We start from the raw sequence: 15,232 nt of genomic DNA, 5'->3' as shown, positions 1-15,232 counted from the left end.
ATCGGTGCGCACCGATCATCGGATAGTGCCACGTGAAAACGTTTACATGGCAGAATGGGCAACTGTATTCGATTGCAGTGCTCGCCGTCATGCGGCAGGCGCGCAATCATCACTGCCATCGGGAGGGCCGAGGCAGTCCCAAAAGACAGCCCGGCTTCGGGCGGACCGGATAGGTGATATGGCAAAAGTGCAGTTGCAGGGTGTGCGCAAGGTCTATGACAACGGCCAGGTCGCGGTGAAGGACGCCAGCTTCGAGGTCGCCGATGGCGAGCTGATGGTGCTGGTCGGTCCGTCCGGCTGTGGCAAGTCGACCCTGCTGCGGATGGTGGCTGGCCTGGAGGAGATCAGTGGCGGCACGCTGACCATCGGTGATCGCGTGGTCAACGACGTGGCGCCGAAGGACCGCGACATCGCAATGGTGTTCCAGAGCTACGCGCTGTACCCGCATATGACCGTGGCCGAGAACCTGGCCTTCGGCCTGAAGCTGCGCGGGCATGACAAGGCGACCATCGACAAGCGCATCGCCGAGGCGGCGCAGACGCTGGGCCTGACCGAGATGATGGACAAGCTGCCCAAGGCGATGTCCGGTGGCCAGCGCCAGCGTGTCGCGCTGGGCCGTGCGCTGGTGCGCGAGCCGGCGGTGTTCCTGCTCGACGAACCGCTGTCCAACCTGGATGCCAAGCTGCGCCACAGCGTGCGTACCGAGATCGCGCAGCTGCACCGCAAGCTGGGCACCACCATGATCTACGTGACGCACGACCAGGTCGAAGCGATGACCCTGGGCCAGCGCATCGTGGTGCTGAAGGATGGCGTCATCCAGCAGATCGATACGCCGATGGCGCTGTACGATCGCCCCGCCAACCTGTTCGTGGCCGGCTTCCTCGGCAGCCCGGCGATGAACGTGCTGCGCGGTACGCTGCAGGGCGATGCCGGTGGCGTGACCGTGGTCGATGGTGAGTGGCGTGCACCGCTGGGCCAGGCCACCATCGATCCGGCCTGGCTGCAGAAGCCGATCGCGGTGGGCGTGCGTCCGGAACACCTGCAGCCGGCGGCCGCCGACGATGCGCATGCGTTCGTCGCACGCATTGAAGGCATCGAACCGGTCGGTAACGAGATCTTCGTCAACCTGAGCAGTGGCCAGCACGCGCTGACCATGCGCGTAGCGCCGCAGGCGCTGCCCGATGTGGGCGAGCAGATCCGCGTGGCGATCCACCCGCAGGGCCTGCATTTCTTCAATCCGGAAACCGGCGCGCGCCTGTAAGGGGTAGTGCCGGGGGGGCGGGGGGGCCGGCCAAGCCCACGGGGGGTGCGGGCCGGGCGCGGGCGGCGCCCCGCGCCCCCGCCCGCCCCCCCCCCCCCCCCCCCCCGCCCGCCGGGGCCCCCCCCCCCCCCCGGCACTACCATTTCAGGCGTGCGGACCAACGGTCCGCACCCACCGGGTCGGTCACTAGATCCACGCCATGCGTGGATGAGAGCCCTTCAGATTCAGCGTGCCAACCCATCCAGCAGCGGCACGCGCTGCGCGGCGGCGCCGCCTACCTGCAGCTCGGTGTCGCCGGCCTCCAGTGGGAGCACCGCCAACGCCAGGTCACCAGCCACGCAGGCAATCGTGCCCAGCGCTGCGCCATCCTGCTGCACGCCATCGCCGGCCTGCGCCGGTGCCGCGGTATGCAGCAGCTGCACCGCGCGCTTGGCTTTGCCGAGGAAGTGGGTGCGGGCGACGATTTCCTGGCCGGGATAGCAGCCCTTCTTCACGCTGTAGCCGTTCAGGCGGTCCAGGCCCAGCTGCTGTGGCGTCCACACTTCGCGCTGGCTTTCCTCCAGCCGCGGCAACCCGTAGCGCAGGTCGGCCTGGCGCCAGGCCAGGGCGAAAGCGGCCTCATCGGTGTCGCTGCCGGCGGCAAAGGCATCTGCCGTGCCGATGCGCAGGGTGCGCGGCAGGGCGTCGCTGCCAAGGTCCAGCTCCCAGCCGTCACCTGCAGCATGCGCGATCGCGGCGCCGCTGGCGGCCTCGGGCGCGGTGAACGCACCGGCCACGGCCAGATCGCTGCGCACCTGCACCTTTACCTTGCGGCGGAACACGAAGCGCTGCAGTTGCGACGCAATCGCATCGGCATCACCGTCGGCCAGCACCAGCATCACGTGGTCGTCCGCCAGTCGAAGCAGCTGGAACACCGCCAGAGTGCGGCCCTTGGCGCTCAACCAGGCGCTCCACTGCCAGTGCAGCAGGGGCAGGGCGGTGACATCGCTGCTGAACTGAGCGTGGGCGAAGACGGCCGCATCCGGGCCCTGCAGGCTCAGCAGCTGGTGGCCGGGCAGGCGCGGATATCCGACGAAAGCAGGGGGCAGGTTGTCAGGCACGTGAACGAGGTCTAAAATTTGTGCGTTGCGAGACCGAACATGATAGGCCAAACAACCCCCACTCCCGACGACGAATCTGAAGCCCCGCTGGTCCCCGCGGCACCCGTGCCCGTGGAACAGGAAAAAGCAGAGGAATTCGGCGGCCGCGGCGGACTCGATCCGGTGCGGTATGGCGATTGGGAGAAAAACGGACGCTGCATCGATTTCTGATCAGCATTGAGCCAACGCGGCCACGTGCCGCCCAGCCGAGACAACGAGCCCAGCGAATGGCGACCAGACAACGCCCACTTTCCCCGCACCTTCAGGTGTATCGCTGGCAGATTCAGATGGCCACCTCGATCCTGCATCGAGCCACTGGCGTCTTTCTGTCTGTTGGTGCCCTCATCATCGCTGCCGGCCTGCTGGCCCTGATGATGGGGCCCGAGTCCTGGAACTGCTTCACCGGCCATGCCGGGGCCTGGTATGGCCGCGTGTTCCTGTTCGCGTGGACATGGTCGTTCGCCTATCACCTGTGCAATGGCATCCGCCACGTGGTGCAGGACTTCGCCATCGGCTTCAGCATCCCCGCCTTCATCCGCAGCAGCTGGCTGTCGGTCATCGGCAGCCTGGTGATCACCCTGCTGGTGTGGGCCTATGTGATGTTCGGAGGTGCCGCGTGAGCAAGTTCCGTACCCCGTTGAAGAACGTGCGCGGCCTCGGTTCGGCCAAGACCGGCACCGAGCACTTCGTGCACCAGCGCCTGACCGCCGCCGCCCTGGTGGTGCTGGGCATCTGGTTCCTGGTCTTCGTGCTGGGCCTGCTGGGCTCGGATTACGCGACTGCCGCCGCTGCCGTGGCCAAGCCGTGGAATGCGGTGCCGCTGATCGGCCTGCTGATCGCCATGTTCTGGCACGCGCAGCTCGGCATGCAGGTCGTGCTGGAAGACTACATCCACGAATCGCTGCTGGCTCTGGTGCTGCAGACCGCGGTGAAGTTCGTCGCCGTGCTCGGCATGATCGTCAGTGTGTTTGCGGTGGGCCGCATCGCCCTCGGCGTTGCCTGAGCCCAGGCACCAACACAGGAATCCAGATTAGATGTCCGCTTACAAGATCACCGAACACAAGTACGACATGGTCGTGGTCGGCGCCGGCGGCGCCGGCCTGCGCGCCACGTTCGGCCTGGCCGCCAAGGGCCTGCAGACCGTGTGCCTGACCAAGGTCTTCCCGACCCGTTCGCACACCGTTGCCGCCCAGGGCGGTATCTCGGCCGCACTCGCCAACATGGGCGAGGACGACTGGCGCTACCACTTCTTCGACACCATCAAGGGTTCGGACTGGCTGGGCGACCAGGACGCCATCGAATACATGTGCCGTGAGGCCATCCCGGCCATCATCGAGCTCGAACACTACGGCGTGCCGTTCTCGCGCACCGCCGAAGGCAAGATCTACCAGCGTCCGTTCGGTGGCATGACCACCAAGTACGGCGAAGGCCCGGCGGCGCAGCGTACCTGCGCGGCGGCCGACCGTACCGGCCACGCGATGCTGCACACCCTGTACCAGCAGTCGCTGAAGCACGATGCGCGCTTCATGATCGAGTACTTCGCGCTCGACCTGATCTTCGACGAGGAAGGCGCCTGCCGCGGCGTGCTGGCCCTGGACATGTCCGACGGCACCCTGCACCTGTTCCGCGCCCAGGGCGTGGTGCTGGCCACCGGCGGTTACGGCCGTGCCTACTTCAGCGCCACCTCGGCGCACACCTGCACCGGCGACGGTGGCGGCCTGGCCATGCGTGCCGGCATCGCCATGCAGGACATGGAGTTCGTGCAGTTCCACCCGACCGGCATCTACGGCGCCGGCTGCCTGATCACCGAGGGTGTCCGCGGTGAAGGCGGCATCCTGCGCAACAGCAGCGGCGAGCGCTTCATGGAGCGCTACGCACCGCACTACAAGGACCTGGCCTCGCGCGACGTGGTCAGCCGTTCGATGACCATCGAGATCCGCGAAGGCCGCGGCGTCGGCGAGCACAAGGACCACATCCTGCTCGACCTGACCCACCTCGGCCCGGGCGTGATCGACGAGAAGCTGCCGGGCATCGCCGAGAGCGCCCGCATCTTCGCCGGCGTCGACGTGCACAAGCAGCCGATCCCGGTCATCCCGACCGTGCACTACAACATGGGTGGCATCCCGACCAACTACCACGGCGAAGTCGTGCGCAAGGTCGGCGACAACCCGGATGCGGTGGTGCCGGGCCTGTACGCCATCGGTGAAGCGGCCTGCGTGTCCGTGCACGGCGCCAACCGCCTGGGCTCGAACTCGCTGCTGGACCTGGTGGTGTTCGGTCGTGCGGTGGCCAACCGCTGCGCCGAGACCATCAAGCCGGGCGCGTCGCACAAGCCGCTGGCGGCCGATGCCTGCGACAAGGCGCTGGGCCTGCTGGACAAGCTGCGCCACGCCAACGGCGATACCCCGACCTCGGTCATCCGCGATCGCATGCAGCGCACCATGCAGGCCGACGCGGCGGTCTTCCGCACCAGCCAGACGCTGAAGGAAGGCTGCGAGAAGATGGACAAGATCTTCGACTCGTTCCAGGACGTGAAGGTCTCCGACCGTTCGCTGGTCTGGAACTCGGACCTGATCGAGACCTACGAGCTGAACAACCTGCTGCTCAACGCGGTGGCGACGATCAACTCGGCCGAACAGCGCAAGGAAAGCCGCGGCGCGCATGCGCACGAGGACTATCCGGACCGCGACGACGTCAACTGGCAGAAGCACACCCTGGTCAGCGTCGACGAGAAGGGCAAGTGCAGCTTCGACTACCGTCCGGTGCACATGTACACGTTGACCGACGACGTGTCCGTGGTGCCGCCGAAGCCGCGCGTGTACTGATCCGACCCCGCCTACCATGCAATCCGCGCCCACGGGCGCGGGCCGCCTGAGCCAACGAGAGCAGCCATGGCCGAGTTTTCACTCCCCAAGAATTCCAAGATCACGAAGGGCAAGCACTTCCCCGTCAAGAACGGCGGCAAGAACGTGCGCACCTTCAAGATCTACCGCTGGAGTCCGGACGACGACAGCAACCCGCGCACCGATACCTATGAAGTCGATCTGGACGCCTGTGGCCCGATGGTCCTGGACGCCCTGATCAAGATCAAGAACGAGATCGACCCGACCCTGACCTTCCGCCGCTCCTGCCGCGAAGGTATCTGTGGTTCGTGCGCGATGAACATCGACGGCACCAACACCCTGGCCTGCACCCGAGCCATCTCGGACTGCGGCAAGAAGGAAGTGCCGATCTACCCGTTGCCGCACATGAACGTGGTCAAGGATCTGGTTCCGGACCTGACCCACTTCTACGCGCAGTACGCCTCGATCAAGCCGTGGATCCGCACCCAGACTCCGGCACCGCCGGATCGTGAGCGCCTGCAGTCGCCGGAAGACCGCAAGAAGCTGGACGGCCTGTACGAGTGCATCCTGTGCGCCTGCTGCTCGACCAGCTGCCCGAGCTACTGGTGGAACGGCGAGCGTTACCTGGGCCCGGCGATCCTGCTGCAGGCCTACCGCTGGATCATCGACTCGCGCGATGAGGACACCGGTGCGCGCCTGGACGATCTGGAAGATCCGTTCAAGCTGTACCGCTGCCACACCATCATGAACTGCGCCCGGACCTGCCCGAAGGGCCTGAACCCGGCGCTGGCGATCGCCGAGATCAAGAAGCTGATGATGGAACGCCGCGCCTGATCAGGCCTGGCTGTACCCGGTAGAGCCACGCCACGCGTGGCTGTGCCACCCCAGTAGAGCCACGCCATGCGTGGCTTTGCTGTATCTGGAGAAACATGATGGAAGAAGACGTTCTGCTGAAGAAGCTGCGCTGGCGTTGCCGCCGCGGCATGCGTGAGCTGGACCAGCTGTTCGGTCGCTACCTGGACCACGAATGGAGCACTGCGCCGACCGAAGAGCGCGAGGTTTTCCTGTTCCTGCTCGACTGCGAGGACGATAGGTTGTGGCGCTGGTTCATGGGCTACGAGGCCTGCCCGCATGCGCACGCGATCCCCCTCATGCAGAAGATCCTCGCCCTCAAGCCTTGAGTGGCGCCCCTCACGGCTGCAGGCCGCCGCCCAGTTGGCGGTGCTGCTGGCTGCGCCCTGGCTGCTGCGCGCATCGGATCTGCCTTCACGGTTGCTGATGCCCGCGGTGGTGCTGGCCTGGGTCATCGGGTTGGCCGAACTGGCCTGGCGACAGCGCAGGCCGCGCGTGCAGGTGCTTCTGCCGGCACCGCCCGAGCCGCTGCAGGTGGCCGGGCAGGACGCCGATGCACCCCAGCTGGTCGTGCGTGGCCCATGGCTGTTGTTGCTCTGGCGTGAGGATCGGCGCCGCCGGCGCCTGCTGTTCTGGCCGGATGTGCTCGATTCCGGGCAGCGACGTGAACTGCGACTGGCCGTGGCCGCACGTGGCGTTTCCCGTAGGCCCCGGTCGATGGCACCATAAGCTGAATTGACCGGCGTGCCTGCATGTTCAAACCCATTCCCGTGGCCATTGGCCTGCGCTACCTGCGCGCCAAGCGCCGCAACGGCTTCATCTCCTTCATCTCGATGGCATCGATCCTGGGCATCGCGCTCGGCGTCACGGTGCTGATCACCACCCTGGCCGTGATGAGCGGTTTCCAGAAGGAAATCCGCAGCCGCCTGCTGCAGATGACCGCGCACACCACCATCAGCCGCGACGGCGAGCCGATGCCGGACTGGATGCGCGTGGTCGACGTGGCCCGCAAGGACCCGCGCGTGGCCGGTGCTGCGCCGTACATCGAGATCCAGTCGATGATCAGCGGCCCGCGCGTGCAGGGCGCGATCATCCAGGGCATCGATCCGGCGCTGGAGCCGAAGGTATCGGTGATCGACAAGAAGGTCACCAAGGGCAGCTATGGCAGCCTCACGCCGGGCAGCTTCAACCTGCTTCTGGGCAAGGAACTGGCGATCTGGCTGGGCGTTGATGTCGGCGACCAGGTGCTGGTGACCTTCGCCGAAGTGCAGGGCACGCCTGCCGGTGCGGTGCCACGGATGAAACGCTTCACCGTCAGCGGCATCTTCGAGGCCGGCTACAACGAGGTCGACCGCGGCGTCGGCTTCGCCAACATGAAGGACCTGGAGCGCGTGCTGCGTTCCGATGGCGCCACCGGCGTGCGGCTGAAGCTGCACGACATGGACCGCTCGCTGGAAGTGGGCGTGGACCTCGCGCAGAACCTCGGTGGTGCGTACCGCGTGAGTGACTGGACCCAGCAGAACGCCAACCTCTACCACTCGCTGCGCATGGAGAAGGTGGTGATGGGCATCCTGCTGTCGCTGATCATCGCCATGGGCGCGTTCAACCTGGTGTCCTCGCAGGTGATGCTGGTCACTGACAAGCAGGCCGACATCGCCATCCTGCGCACGCTCGGCCTGACCCCGGGCGGGGTGATGCAGGTGTTCATGGTGCAGGGCTCGCTGATCGGCATCTTCGGCACGCTGGCCGGCCTGCTCGGTGGCATCACCCTCACACTCAACCTGGAGCGCATCCTGGGTGCCATCGAGAGTGTGTTCAACGTCAAGCTGATGCCGGAGGATGTGTACTACATCACCGGCCTGCCGACCGACATGCAGACCGGCGACGTGGTGGCGATCACCGTGGTCGCGCTGCTGATGAGCTTCCTGGCCACCCTGTATCCCGCCTGGCGGGCAGCACGCACCCAGCCGGCGGAGGCCCTGCGTTATGAATAAGGTCTTCAACCGCGGCGATGAAGTGATCCGCGCCGAAGCACTGGGCAAGACCTACGCCGAAGGGCGCATGCAGACCCCGGTGTTCGATGGCCTGGACCTGACCGTGACCGCCGGCGAAACGGTGGCGATCATCGGTGCTTCCGGTGCCGGCAAGAGTACGCTGCTGCACCTGCTGGGTGGCCTGGACATTCCGACCGCCGGCGAGGTCTATGTGACCGGCCAGCGCATGTCAGCGCTGTCCGATACCGCGCGCGGCCTGCTGCGCAACCAGGCGCTGGGCTTCGTCTACCAGTTCCACCACCTGCTGCCTGAGTTCACCGCGCTGGAAAACGTGATGATGCCGGTGCTGCTGGCCGGTACTGCAGTGGCCGAGGCGAGCAGCCGGGCCACCACGCTGCTGGAAGCGGTCGGCCTTGGCCATCGCCTGGACCACAAGCCCGGCGAACTGTCCGGTGGCGAACGCCAGCGTGCCGCAGTGGCGCGTGCGCTGGTCAATCATCCGGCCTGCGTGCTCGGGGACGAGCCGACCGGCAACCTCGATGACCGCACCGCGGCGACGGTGTTCGAGCTGATGCTGGAACTGAATCGTGCGCGGCATACCAGCCTGGTGTTGGTGACCCACGACCGCAGCCTGGCACGGCGCCTGGACCGGGTGCTGGAGCTGCGCGAGGGGCGCCTGCACGCGCTGGCCCACGCCGACGTCTGAGGCGCTGGGCCCGCTTTGGTGGAAGCCGACCTTGGTCGGCTGCTCTTGCAGGGCAAGCACCAACCAAGGTTGGCGACTACCGGAATCCGGAGCCTTGGGCCTGCTTGGGGCGACCGCCGACCGGCTGCTGAATGGGGTACTGGCTTTCGCGCCGGCGTTGTCTGCGCAGGCGCATGATGGCGACAGTTCCCCGAGGAGATCGCCATGAAGACCCCGATCCTGATGGCCGGACTCTGCCTGGCGCTGGCCGCCTGCGCGACCACCGGCCGGCTCAGCTCTGCCGAGAAACTTGACCTGTACCGTGCCCATGCCGGCGCGCCTCAGAACGACATGCAGTTCTTCGGCAGCCTCAACGGCTGGACCGAACTGGGTGACAACGCGCTGGCGGTGTGGACGCGTCCCAGCGAGGCCTATCTGCTGGAATTGAGGGGTCCCTGCCAGGACCTGCCGTATGCCACCGCCATCGGCCTGACCAGCCAGATGAACCGTGTTTCGGCGCGCTTCGACAAGGTGCTGGTGCGGGACCCTGCCGGTGGCCCGCGCATGCCGTGCTTCATCGACAGCATCCGCAAGCTGGACGTGAAGGCGCTGCGCGCCTCCGAGCAGGAGCTGCGCCAGGCGCAGGTGCAGGAGCGCGAGGAAAGCACGAAATAGCGCGGTAGTGCCGGCCGCTGGCCGGCATCGCGCAGATGCCAGGTTGCCGGCCAGCACCCGCCACTACCTGTGCGTCAGGCTTCCGGAGTGAAGCCGGCCGGCTTTTGCGCGTCCTTCTCGAACAGGAACTTGACCAGTTCGCCTTCAAGGAACGCGCGATGTTCCGGCGTACGCGGCGACAGGCGGTTCTCGTTGATCAGCATGGTCTGGTGCGCCAGCCACGCAGCCCAGGCCTGCTTGCCGATGTTGTTGAAGATGCGCTGGCCCAGTTCGCCGGGGTAGGGCACGAAGTCCAGGCCCTCGGCATCGCGTTGTTCGTACTGGCAGAAGACGGTTCGGGACATGGCATTCACTCGTGGTTGCGGGGTTTCTTGGAATTTCGTTTCGGCGTCTTGATCGTTGCGCCGTCGAGCAGTTTGCGGATCGGTGCCGGTAGGCCCAGCGCGTGCAGTTCGTCGCTGGCGACCCAGCGCAGCGTGGGTTCTTCCACGCGCAGTCCGTGTACCTGCCGCGACAATACCTGCAGATGCAGCTTGTAGTGGCTGAAGGTGTGCTGCAGCACTGGCAGCTCTTCGGCCTCTTCCAGCGAGCCGTCGACGTGCACGTCGAACCAGTCCTGCAGCACGCTGCCGGCATCGGCCTGCGGCAGCGTCCACAACTGCGCCCAGATGCCGGTGTCCGGCCGCTTCTGCAGCAGCACACGCTGCTGGGCGTCGCGCAGCAGCAGCGCAACGGCCTCGCGCTCGGGCAGGGTCTTGCTGGGCTTGGGCGTGGGTAGTTCAGCGGTGCGGCCTTCGCGCCGTGCCACGCAGTCATCCTGCAACGGGCAGATCACGCAGGCCGGTTTGGCACGGCTGCACACCGTCGCGCCCAGGTCCATCTGCGCCTGCGTGTAGTCGGCCATGCGCCCGGCCGGCACCTGCGCCACATGCGCCTCGGCGATCGCCCACAGCTGCTTCTCGATGGCCGGCAGCCCGGGGAAACCATCGATGCCGTGGTAACGGCTGAGCACCCGCTTGACGTTGCCATCGAGGATCGCGAACGGGTCGTTCCAGGCCTGGCTGAGGATCGCACCGGCGGTGCTGCGGCCGATGCCGGGCAGGGCATGCAATGCATCGAAATCACGCGGCAGGTCGCCGTCGTGCAGTTCCACGCAGCGCTTCGCAGCGGCATGCAGGTTGCGTGCGCGGGCGTAGTAGCCGAGCCCGGCCCACTGCGCCATTACCGCGTCGTTGCTGGCTGCGGCAAGGTCGGGCAGGGTCGGGAAGTGCTGCAGGAACCGCTGGAAATACGGGATGACCGTACTCACCTGGGTCTGCTGCAGCATGATTTCCGACAGCCAGACCCGGTAGGGACTGCGTGGGTGCTGCCAGGGCAGGTCGTGGCGGCCGTGGTCGTCGAACCAATGCAGCAGGTGGGCGACGAAGCCATCGGTCTGCGTGGTTCCGGCGCTGGCGTGCGGCTGGCGGGGCATCGGTGTTCCAGAGAGGAGCCACCCGTGGGGTGGCTCTACTGGATTGCAGTAGAGCCACGCCATGCGTGGCTGCACGGTGTATCAGGCGCCCAGCGCTTCGGGCAGCAGGGCGTCGACGAAGGCTTCCGGGTCGAACACGCGCAGGTCTTCCGGGCGCTCGCCGATGCCGGCGAAACGGATCGGAATGCCGAACTCGCGGGCCAGTGCAAACACCACGCCGCCCTTGGCGGTGCCGTCCAGCTTGGTCACCACCAGCCCGGTCACGTTCACTGCGGCATTGAACTGGCGCAGCTGCGACAGCGCGTTCTGGCCAGTGGTGCCGTCGATCACCATCAGCACTTCGTGCGGGGCGGTGGGGTCGATCTTGCCGAGCACGCGGCGGATCTTGCCCAGCTCGTTCATCAGGCCGGACTGGGTATGCAGGCGGCCGGCGGTGTCGGCGATCAGCACCGAGGTGCCACGGGCCTTGCCGGCCTGCAGCGCGTCGAATGCCACCGAGGCGGCATCGGCGTTCTGCCCCTGCGCGACCACGGCCACGCCATTGCGCTCGCCCCAGGCCTGCAGCTGTGCCACGGCGGCGGCGCGGAAGGTGTCACCGGCGGCCAGCATCAGGCTGTGGCCCTCGTCCTTGAAGCGCTTGGCCAGCTTGCCGATGGTGGTGGTCTTGCCAACGCCGTTGACGCCGACGGTAAGCACCACGAAGGGCTTGGCAGTGCGGTCGATCACCAGCGGCTTGGCCACCGGCCGCAGGATCGCGATCAGTTCGCTGCGCAGCGCGGCCAGCAGCGCATTGGCGTCAGCGAATTCGCGCGACTTCATGCGCTTGCGCAGGCCCTCGACCAGGTCGGTGGTGGCACCTACGCCGACGTCGGCGGTGATCAGTGCGGTTTCCAGCTCGTCCAGCAGGTCGTCGTCAAGCTTGGGGTTGCGCGAGAACAGGCCACCAAAGCTGCGCGCGATGACGCTGTTGCGCAGGCGCTCGCGCCAGCCGGGCTTGCCAGCCGGCGCCGGAACGGCGTCGATCGAGGCGGCGGCAGGCAGGTCGTCGGTGACCGGTGCCGGTGTCGGTGCCGGGGTGGGCTCAGGCAGCGGTACGGGGGCCGGTTCGATGGCCGGAGTCGCGATAGGGGCGACGTCGATCTGAGCCGTCGGCGCAGGAGCTGCCGGAACCGGTGCGGCTGGGGCCGGAATAACCGGGGTGGGCTCGACAGCGACCGGAACGGCGGTTGCTGGGGGCGGCTCGACCGGTACAGGCTCGGCCGGTACTGCTACCGGCGCCGGCTCCTTGTCCTCGACCGGCGCGGCCGACGGGAATGCCGCCGCCAGCTCTTCAGCCGAGTAGTGCTGGGTCTTGGGTGCCTCCGCTGCGGGGGCATCCTGGGGCTTCTTGCGGCGGAAAAAACTGAGCATTGGCAAAAGGCGCTGAAATCAGGGGGATATGCTACCACTCGGGCCTGTCGGGCCGATGTGGACTCAACATCGCGGCCTGCCGGCCGTTAACCGGTCCGGAGGGCTGCGCACGGCGGCCCGGAGACCGCCATGAACAACGTGATGGGAATTGCTCTCAGTGGGATGCAGGCGGCCCAGCAGGGCGTGCAGGTGGCCGCGCACAACGTGGTCAACCTGGCGACCCCGGATGCCCAGCGCCTGCAGCTGCAGCGTAGTCCAGTGGAGCAGGGCGGGGTGCAGGCCTCGATGACTTCCACCGGCGCCGATGCCGCCGCACCGCTGGGTGATCTGCTGGCCGCGAAAGCCGAGGTCGTGGCCTTCGCTGCCAATGCTGCGGTGATCCGCCGCCAGGACCAGATGCTGGGCTCACTGCTGGATCGGGACGCCTGAGCAACACCGTTTTGGCAGGTGCCAACCGCCGCCCTTGGTGGGTGCCAACCTTGGTCGGCACGCTCGACCCGCCCTGGTAGGTGCCAACCTTGGTTGGCACGCTTCGACCCAGCCTGGTAGGTGCCAACCTTGGTCGGCACGCTCGACCCGCCCTGGTAGGTGCCAACCTTGGTTGGCACGCTTTTGGGGCGCCAACCAAGGTTGGCCTCTACCAGGGCAGCAGTGCCAACCAAGGTTGGCACCTACCAAAGCAGGAATGCCAACCAAGGTTGGCATCCACCAGCACCCGGTAGCGCCAGGCCATGCCCGGCGACCACCGCCTCGATCAGACCGACAGCTCCAGCAGCAGCTTGTTCAGGCGCGCCACATAGGCACCCGGGTCCTTCAGGCTGTCGCCGGCGGCCAGCGCAGCCTGGTCGAACAGCACCCGGCCAAGGTCGTCGAAACGCGCGCCATCGGCTTCGGCATCAAGCTTGGCGATCAGCGGGTGGCCCGGGTTGATCTCCAGCACCGGCTTGCTGTCCGGTACCTTCTGGCCGCTGGCCTCCAGGATCTGGCGCATCTGCAGGCCCAGGTCCTGCTCGCCGATGGCCAGCACCGCCGGCGAATCGGTCAGGCGGTGCGAGACGCGCACTTCGGCCACGTCATCGCCCAGCACCGTCTTCAGGCGCTCGACCAGGCCCTGCTTGTCCTTGGCCGCCGCTTCCTGTTCCTGCTTGTCCGCTTCGGTTTCCAGCGCGCCCAGGTCGAGGTCACCACGGGCGATGTCGACGAAGCCCTTGCCGTCGAAATCGGTCAGGTAGCCCATCAGCCACTCGTCGATGCGGTCGGTCAGCAGCAGCACTTCCACGCCCTTCTTGCGGAACACCTCCAGATGCGGGCTGTTGCGCACCTGGCTGTAGCTCTCGCCGGTCAGGTAGTAGATCTTGTCCTGGCCTTCGGTCATGCGGCCGAGGTAGTCGGCCAGCGACACGCTCTGCGCATCGCCGTCGCCACGGGTGGAGGCGAAGCGCAGCAGGCCGGCCACCTTCTCGCGGTTGTTGTAGTCCTCGGCCGGGCCTTCCTTCAGCACCTGGCCGAATTCCTTCCAGAACGTGGCGTACTGCTCCGGCTTGTCGGCGGCCAGCTTTTCCAGCATGTCCAGCGAGCGCTTGGTCAGCGCCGCCTTCATCGAATCGATGACCGGGCCGGACTGCAGGATCTCGCGCGAGACGTTCAGCGACAGGTCGTTGGAGTCGACCACACCCTTGATGAAGCGCAGGTACAGCGGCAGGAACTGCTCGGCCTGGTCCATCACGAACACGCGCTGCACGTACAGCTTCAGGCCCTTGGGTGCATCGCGGTGATACAGGTCGAACGGTGCGCGGCCGGGCACATACAGCAGCGAGGTGTACTCCAGCTTGCCCTCGACCTTGTTGTGGCTCCACGCCAGCGGATCGCTGTGGTCGTGTGCCACGTGCTTGTAGAACTCGGTGTACTCGGCGTCGCTGATCTCAGTGCGCGGGCGGGTCCACAGCGCGCTGGCGCGGTTGACGGTCTCCCACTCGCCGGCAGCGCCGTCTTCGCCCTCCTTGGGCATCTGGATCGGCAGGCCGATGTGGTCCGAATACTTCTTGAGAATGCTGCGCAGGCGCCAACCATCGGCGAAGTCGTGCTCGCCGTCCTTCAGGTGCAGCACGATGCGGGTGCCGCGCTCGGCCTTGTCGATCGTGGCGACTTCGAAATCGCCTTCGCCGCGCGAGGTCCAGCGCACGCCTTCGCCTGCAGCCAGGCCAGCCCGGCGCGAGGTCACTTCCACTTCGTCGGCGACGATGAAGGCACTGTAGAAGCCGACGCCGAACTGGCCGATCAGCTGCGAATCCTTCTTCTGGTCGCCGGACAGCTGGCGCAGGAAATCGCCGGTGCCGGACTTTGCAATCGTGCCGAGGTGGGCGATGGCTTCGGCGCGGCTCATGCCGATGCCGTTGTCTTCGATGGTGATGGTGCGGGCGGTGGGGTCGAAGCTGACGCGCACGCGCAGTTCGCTGTCGCCTTCCAGCAGGGCCGGCTGGGTCAGGGCCTCGAAACGCAGCTTGTCGGCGGCGTCGGCGGCGTTGGAGACCAGCTCGCGCAGGAAGATTTCCTTGTTGGAGTACAGCGAGTGGATCATCAGCTGCAGCAGCTGCTTGACTTCGGTCTGGAAGCCAAGGGTTTCGGTCTGGGTGGTCTCGGTCATCGATAAGGCTCCGTGTGCAATGCCGCGCCAGCGCGTGCGGCCTCGCCAAGGGGTATGGCTGATTGTCCCGAAATCAAGGGGTTGTTCTGGCAGGGCTGCGCCCTGCACCCGCAGAGGCCGAAGCAACAGCAACAGCAACAGCAGGCATTCCGTGAGATGGCGGGGCGGTGTGGGTTGGCAGGACACGCCGTAAACCCGTCCCTGGGGGCTCGATGGCGCCATCCATGGCGCCAACGGTCCTGCCAACCCACACCG

17 protein-coding genes are annotated in these 15,232 nt (G+C 66.7%); 12 read left to right on the top strand and 5 right to left on the bottom strand.

Annotated elements, in window-relative coordinates:
• Positions 1-178: 178 nt before the first annotated feature.
• Entirely contained in the window at positions 179-1,261 is a 1,083-nt protein-coding gene (gene ugpC, locus V3B25_RS12445) for a sn-glycerol-3-phosphate ABC transporter ATP-binding protein UgpC (protein WP_049423532.1), read from the top strand.
• Between the two features lie 224 nt (positions 1,262-1,485).
• Here ugpC and V3B25_RS12440 read toward each other — a convergent pair whose 3' ends face one another.
• Complete coding sequence (locus tag V3B25_RS12440; protein ID WP_329810783.1) at positions 1,486-2,361, bottom strand: folate-binding protein; 876 nt, start codon at positions 2,359-2,361, stop codon at positions 1,486-1,488.
• A 39-nt stretch (positions 2,362-2,400) separates the two neighbouring features.
• Here V3B25_RS12440 and V3B25_RS12435 point away from each other — a divergent pair, with 39 nt between their 5' ends.
• The 10 genes from V3B25_RS12435 to V3B25_RS12390 all read left to right on the top strand — a co-directional run bounded on the left by V3B25_RS12435 (position 2,401) and on the right by V3B25_RS12390 (position 9,449).
• A complete protein-coding gene (locus V3B25_RS12435; protein WP_005409075.1) occupies positions 2,401-2,571 on the top strand; it encodes a DUF1674 domain-containing protein in 171 nt (56 codons plus the stop codon).
• 56 nt (positions 2,572-2,627) lie between these two features.
• Positions 2,628-3,020: a succinate dehydrogenase, cytochrome b556 subunit gene (gene sdhC / locus V3B25_RS12430; protein WP_024958620.1), complete on the top strand. Its 393-nt coding sequence runs from the start codon at positions 2,628-2,630 to the stop codon at positions 3,018-3,020.
• A complete protein-coding gene (gene sdhD, locus V3B25_RS12425; RefSeq protein WP_005409077.1) occupies positions 3,017-3,403 on the top strand; it encodes a succinate dehydrogenase, hydrophobic membrane anchor protein in 387 nt (128 codons plus the stop codon). Before sdhC ends, sdhD begins: the two co-directional genes overlap by 4 nt.
• Positions 3,404-3,434: 31 nt before the next feature.
• Positions 3,435-5,225 (top strand): succinate dehydrogenase flavoprotein subunit, encoded by a 1,791-nt coding sequence (sdhA, locus tag V3B25_RS12420; RefSeq protein ID WP_107432904.1) that lies wholly within the window; start codon positions 3,435-3,437, stop codon positions 5,223-5,225.
• A gap of 66 nt (positions 5,226-5,291) precedes the next feature.
• Positions 5,292-6,077 (top strand): succinate dehydrogenase iron-sulfur subunit, encoded by a 786-nt coding sequence (locus V3B25_RS12415; RefSeq protein ID WP_005409079.1) that lies wholly within the window; start codon positions 5,292-5,294, stop codon positions 6,075-6,077.
• A 98-nt stretch (positions 6,078-6,175) separates the two neighbouring features.
• Positions 6,176-6,424 (top strand): succinate dehydrogenase assembly factor 2, encoded by a 249-nt coding sequence (locus V3B25_RS12410; RefSeq protein ID WP_286075518.1) that lies wholly within the window; start codon positions 6,176-6,178, stop codon positions 6,422-6,424.
• Positions 6,375-6,824, top strand: coding sequence for a hypothetical protein (locus V3B25_RS12405; RefSeq protein ID WP_032128867.1), 450 nt, complete (start codon positions 6,375-6,377; stop codon positions 6,822-6,824). The genes V3B25_RS12410 and V3B25_RS12405 overlap by 50 nt, the downstream gene beginning before the upstream one ends.
• 23 nt (positions 6,825-6,847) lie before the next feature.
• Positions 6,848-8,089: a lipoprotein-releasing ABC transporter permease subunit gene (locus tag V3B25_RS12400; RefSeq protein WP_049423538.1), complete on the top strand. Its 1,242-nt coding sequence runs from the start codon at positions 6,848-6,850 to the stop codon at positions 8,087-8,089.
• On the top strand, positions 8,082-8,795 hold the full coding sequence (gene lolD, locus V3B25_RS12395) for a lipoprotein-releasing ABC transporter ATP-binding protein LolD (protein ID WP_005409083.1): 714 nt from the start codon (positions 8,082-8,084) through the stop codon (positions 8,793-8,795). The genes V3B25_RS12400 and lolD overlap by 8 nt, the downstream gene beginning before the upstream one ends.
• 204 nt (positions 8,796-8,999) lie before the next feature.
• Complete coding sequence (locus V3B25_RS12390) at positions 9,000-9,449, top strand: DUF6491 family protein (protein WP_049423541.1); 450 nt, start codon at positions 9,000-9,002, stop codon at positions 9,447-9,449.
• Positions 9,450-9,523: 74 nt separating this feature from the next.
• Here V3B25_RS12390 and V3B25_RS12385 read toward each other — a convergent pair whose 3' ends face one another.
• The 3 genes from V3B25_RS12385 to ftsY form a co-directional block, all read right to left on the bottom strand.
• A complete protein-coding gene (locus tag V3B25_RS12385) occupies positions 9,524-9,793 on the bottom strand; it encodes an oxidative damage protection protein (RefSeq protein WP_049423664.1) in 270 nt (89 codons plus the stop codon).
• A gap of 5 nt (positions 9,794-9,798) precedes the next feature.
• Positions 9,799-10,923 (bottom strand): A/G-specific adenine glycosylase, encoded by a 1,125-nt coding sequence (gene mutY, locus V3B25_RS12380; RefSeq protein ID WP_049423543.1) that lies wholly within the window; start codon positions 10,921-10,923, stop codon positions 9,799-9,801.
• Positions 10,924-11,004: 81 nt separating this feature from the next.
• On the bottom strand, positions 11,005-12,333 hold the full coding sequence (gene ftsY / locus V3B25_RS12375; protein WP_201118745.1) for a signal recognition particle-docking protein FtsY: 1,329 nt from the start codon (positions 12,331-12,333) through the stop codon (positions 11,005-11,007).
• A gap of 129 nt (positions 12,334-12,462) precedes the next feature.
• Between ftsY and V3B25_RS12370 the strand changes: the two genes are divergently transcribed.
• On the top strand, positions 12,463-12,762 hold the full coding sequence (locus tag V3B25_RS12370; RefSeq protein ID WP_201118746.1) for a hypothetical protein: 300 nt from the start codon (positions 12,463-12,465) through the stop codon (positions 12,760-12,762).
• Between the two features lie 325 nt (positions 12,763-13,087).
• Here V3B25_RS12370 and htpG read toward each other — a convergent pair whose 3' ends face one another.
• Positions 13,088-14,977 carry a molecular chaperone HtpG gene (gene htpG / locus V3B25_RS12365; protein WP_329810781.1) on the bottom strand — a complete coding sequence of 630 codons (1,890 nt, stop codon included), beginning with the start codon at positions 14,975-14,977 and terminating at the stop codon, positions 13,088-13,090.
• Positions 14,978-15,232: the final 255 nt, after the last annotated feature.

The sequence above is a fragment of the Stenotrophomonas sp. SMYL8 genome (genome assembly GCF_036320065.1).
Lineage (GTDB): Bacteria > Pseudomonadota > Gammaproteobacteria > Xanthomonadales > Xanthomonadaceae > Stenotrophomonas > Stenotrophomonas maltophilia_A.
The sequence above is the reverse complement of the archived record's forward strand: the minus strand, read 5'-3'. Positions and strand labels throughout refer to the sequence as shown.

What these genes read in the sequence shown, in the direction of transcription:
- V3B25_RS12370 (WP_201118746.1), top strand. Translation starts at nt 12,463, where the DNA reads ATGAACAACGTGATGGGAATTGCTCTCAGTGGGATGCAGGCGGCCCAG.
- V3B25_RS12390 (WP_049423541.1), top strand. Translation starts at nt 9,000, where the DNA reads ATGAAGACCCCGATCCTGATGGCCGGACTCTGCCTGGCGCTGGCCGCC.
- ugpC (WP_049423532.1), top strand. Translation starts at nt 179, where the DNA reads ATGGCAAAAGTGCAGTTGCAGGGTGTGCGCAAGGTCTATGACAACGGC.
- V3B25_RS12400 (WP_049423538.1), top strand. Translation starts at nt 6,848, where the DNA reads ATGTTCAAACCCATTCCCGTGGCCATTGGCCTGCGCTACCTGCGCGCC.
- V3B25_RS12385 (WP_049423664.1), bottom strand. Translation starts at nt 9,793, where the DNA reads ATGTCCCGAACCGTCTTCTGCCAGTACGAACAACGCGATGCCGAGGGC.
- sdhC (WP_024958620.1), top strand. Translation starts at nt 2,628, where the DNA reads ATGGCGACCAGACAACGCCCACTTTCCCCGCACCTTCAGGTGTATCGC.
- V3B25_RS12435 (WP_005409075.1), top strand. Translation starts at nt 2,401, where the DNA reads ATGATAGGCCAAACAACCCCCACTCCCGACGACGAATCTGAAGCCCCG.
- htpG (WP_329810781.1), bottom strand. Translation starts at nt 14,977, where the DNA reads ATGACCGAGACCACCCAGACCGAAACCCTTGGCTTCCAGACCGAAGTC.
- sdhA (WP_107432904.1), top strand. Translation starts at nt 3,435, where the DNA reads ATGTCCGCTTACAAGATCACCGAACACAAGTACGACATGGTCGTGGTC.
- V3B25_RS12410 (WP_286075518.1), top strand. Translation starts at nt 6,176, where the DNA reads ATGGAAGAAGACGTTCTGCTGAAGAAGCTGCGCTGGCGTTGCCGCCGC.
- V3B25_RS12405 (WP_032128867.1), top strand. Translation starts at nt 6,375, where the DNA reads ATGCGCACGCGATCCCCCTCATGCAGAAGATCCTCGCCCTCAAGCCTT.
- lolD (WP_005409083.1), top strand. Translation starts at nt 8,082, where the DNA reads ATGAATAAGGTCTTCAACCGCGGCGATGAAGTGATCCGCGCCGAAGCA.
- ftsY (WP_201118745.1), bottom strand. Translation starts at nt 12,333, where the DNA reads ATGCTCAGTTTTTTCCGCCGCAAGAAGCCCCAGGATGCCCCCGCAGCG.
- V3B25_RS12415 (WP_005409079.1), top strand. Translation starts at nt 5,292, where the DNA reads ATGGCCGAGTTTTCACTCCCCAAGAATTCCAAGATCACGAAGGGCAAG.
- mutY (WP_049423543.1), bottom strand. Translation starts at nt 10,923, where the DNA reads ATGCCCCGCCAGCCGCACGCCAGCGCCGGAACCACGCAGACCGATGGC.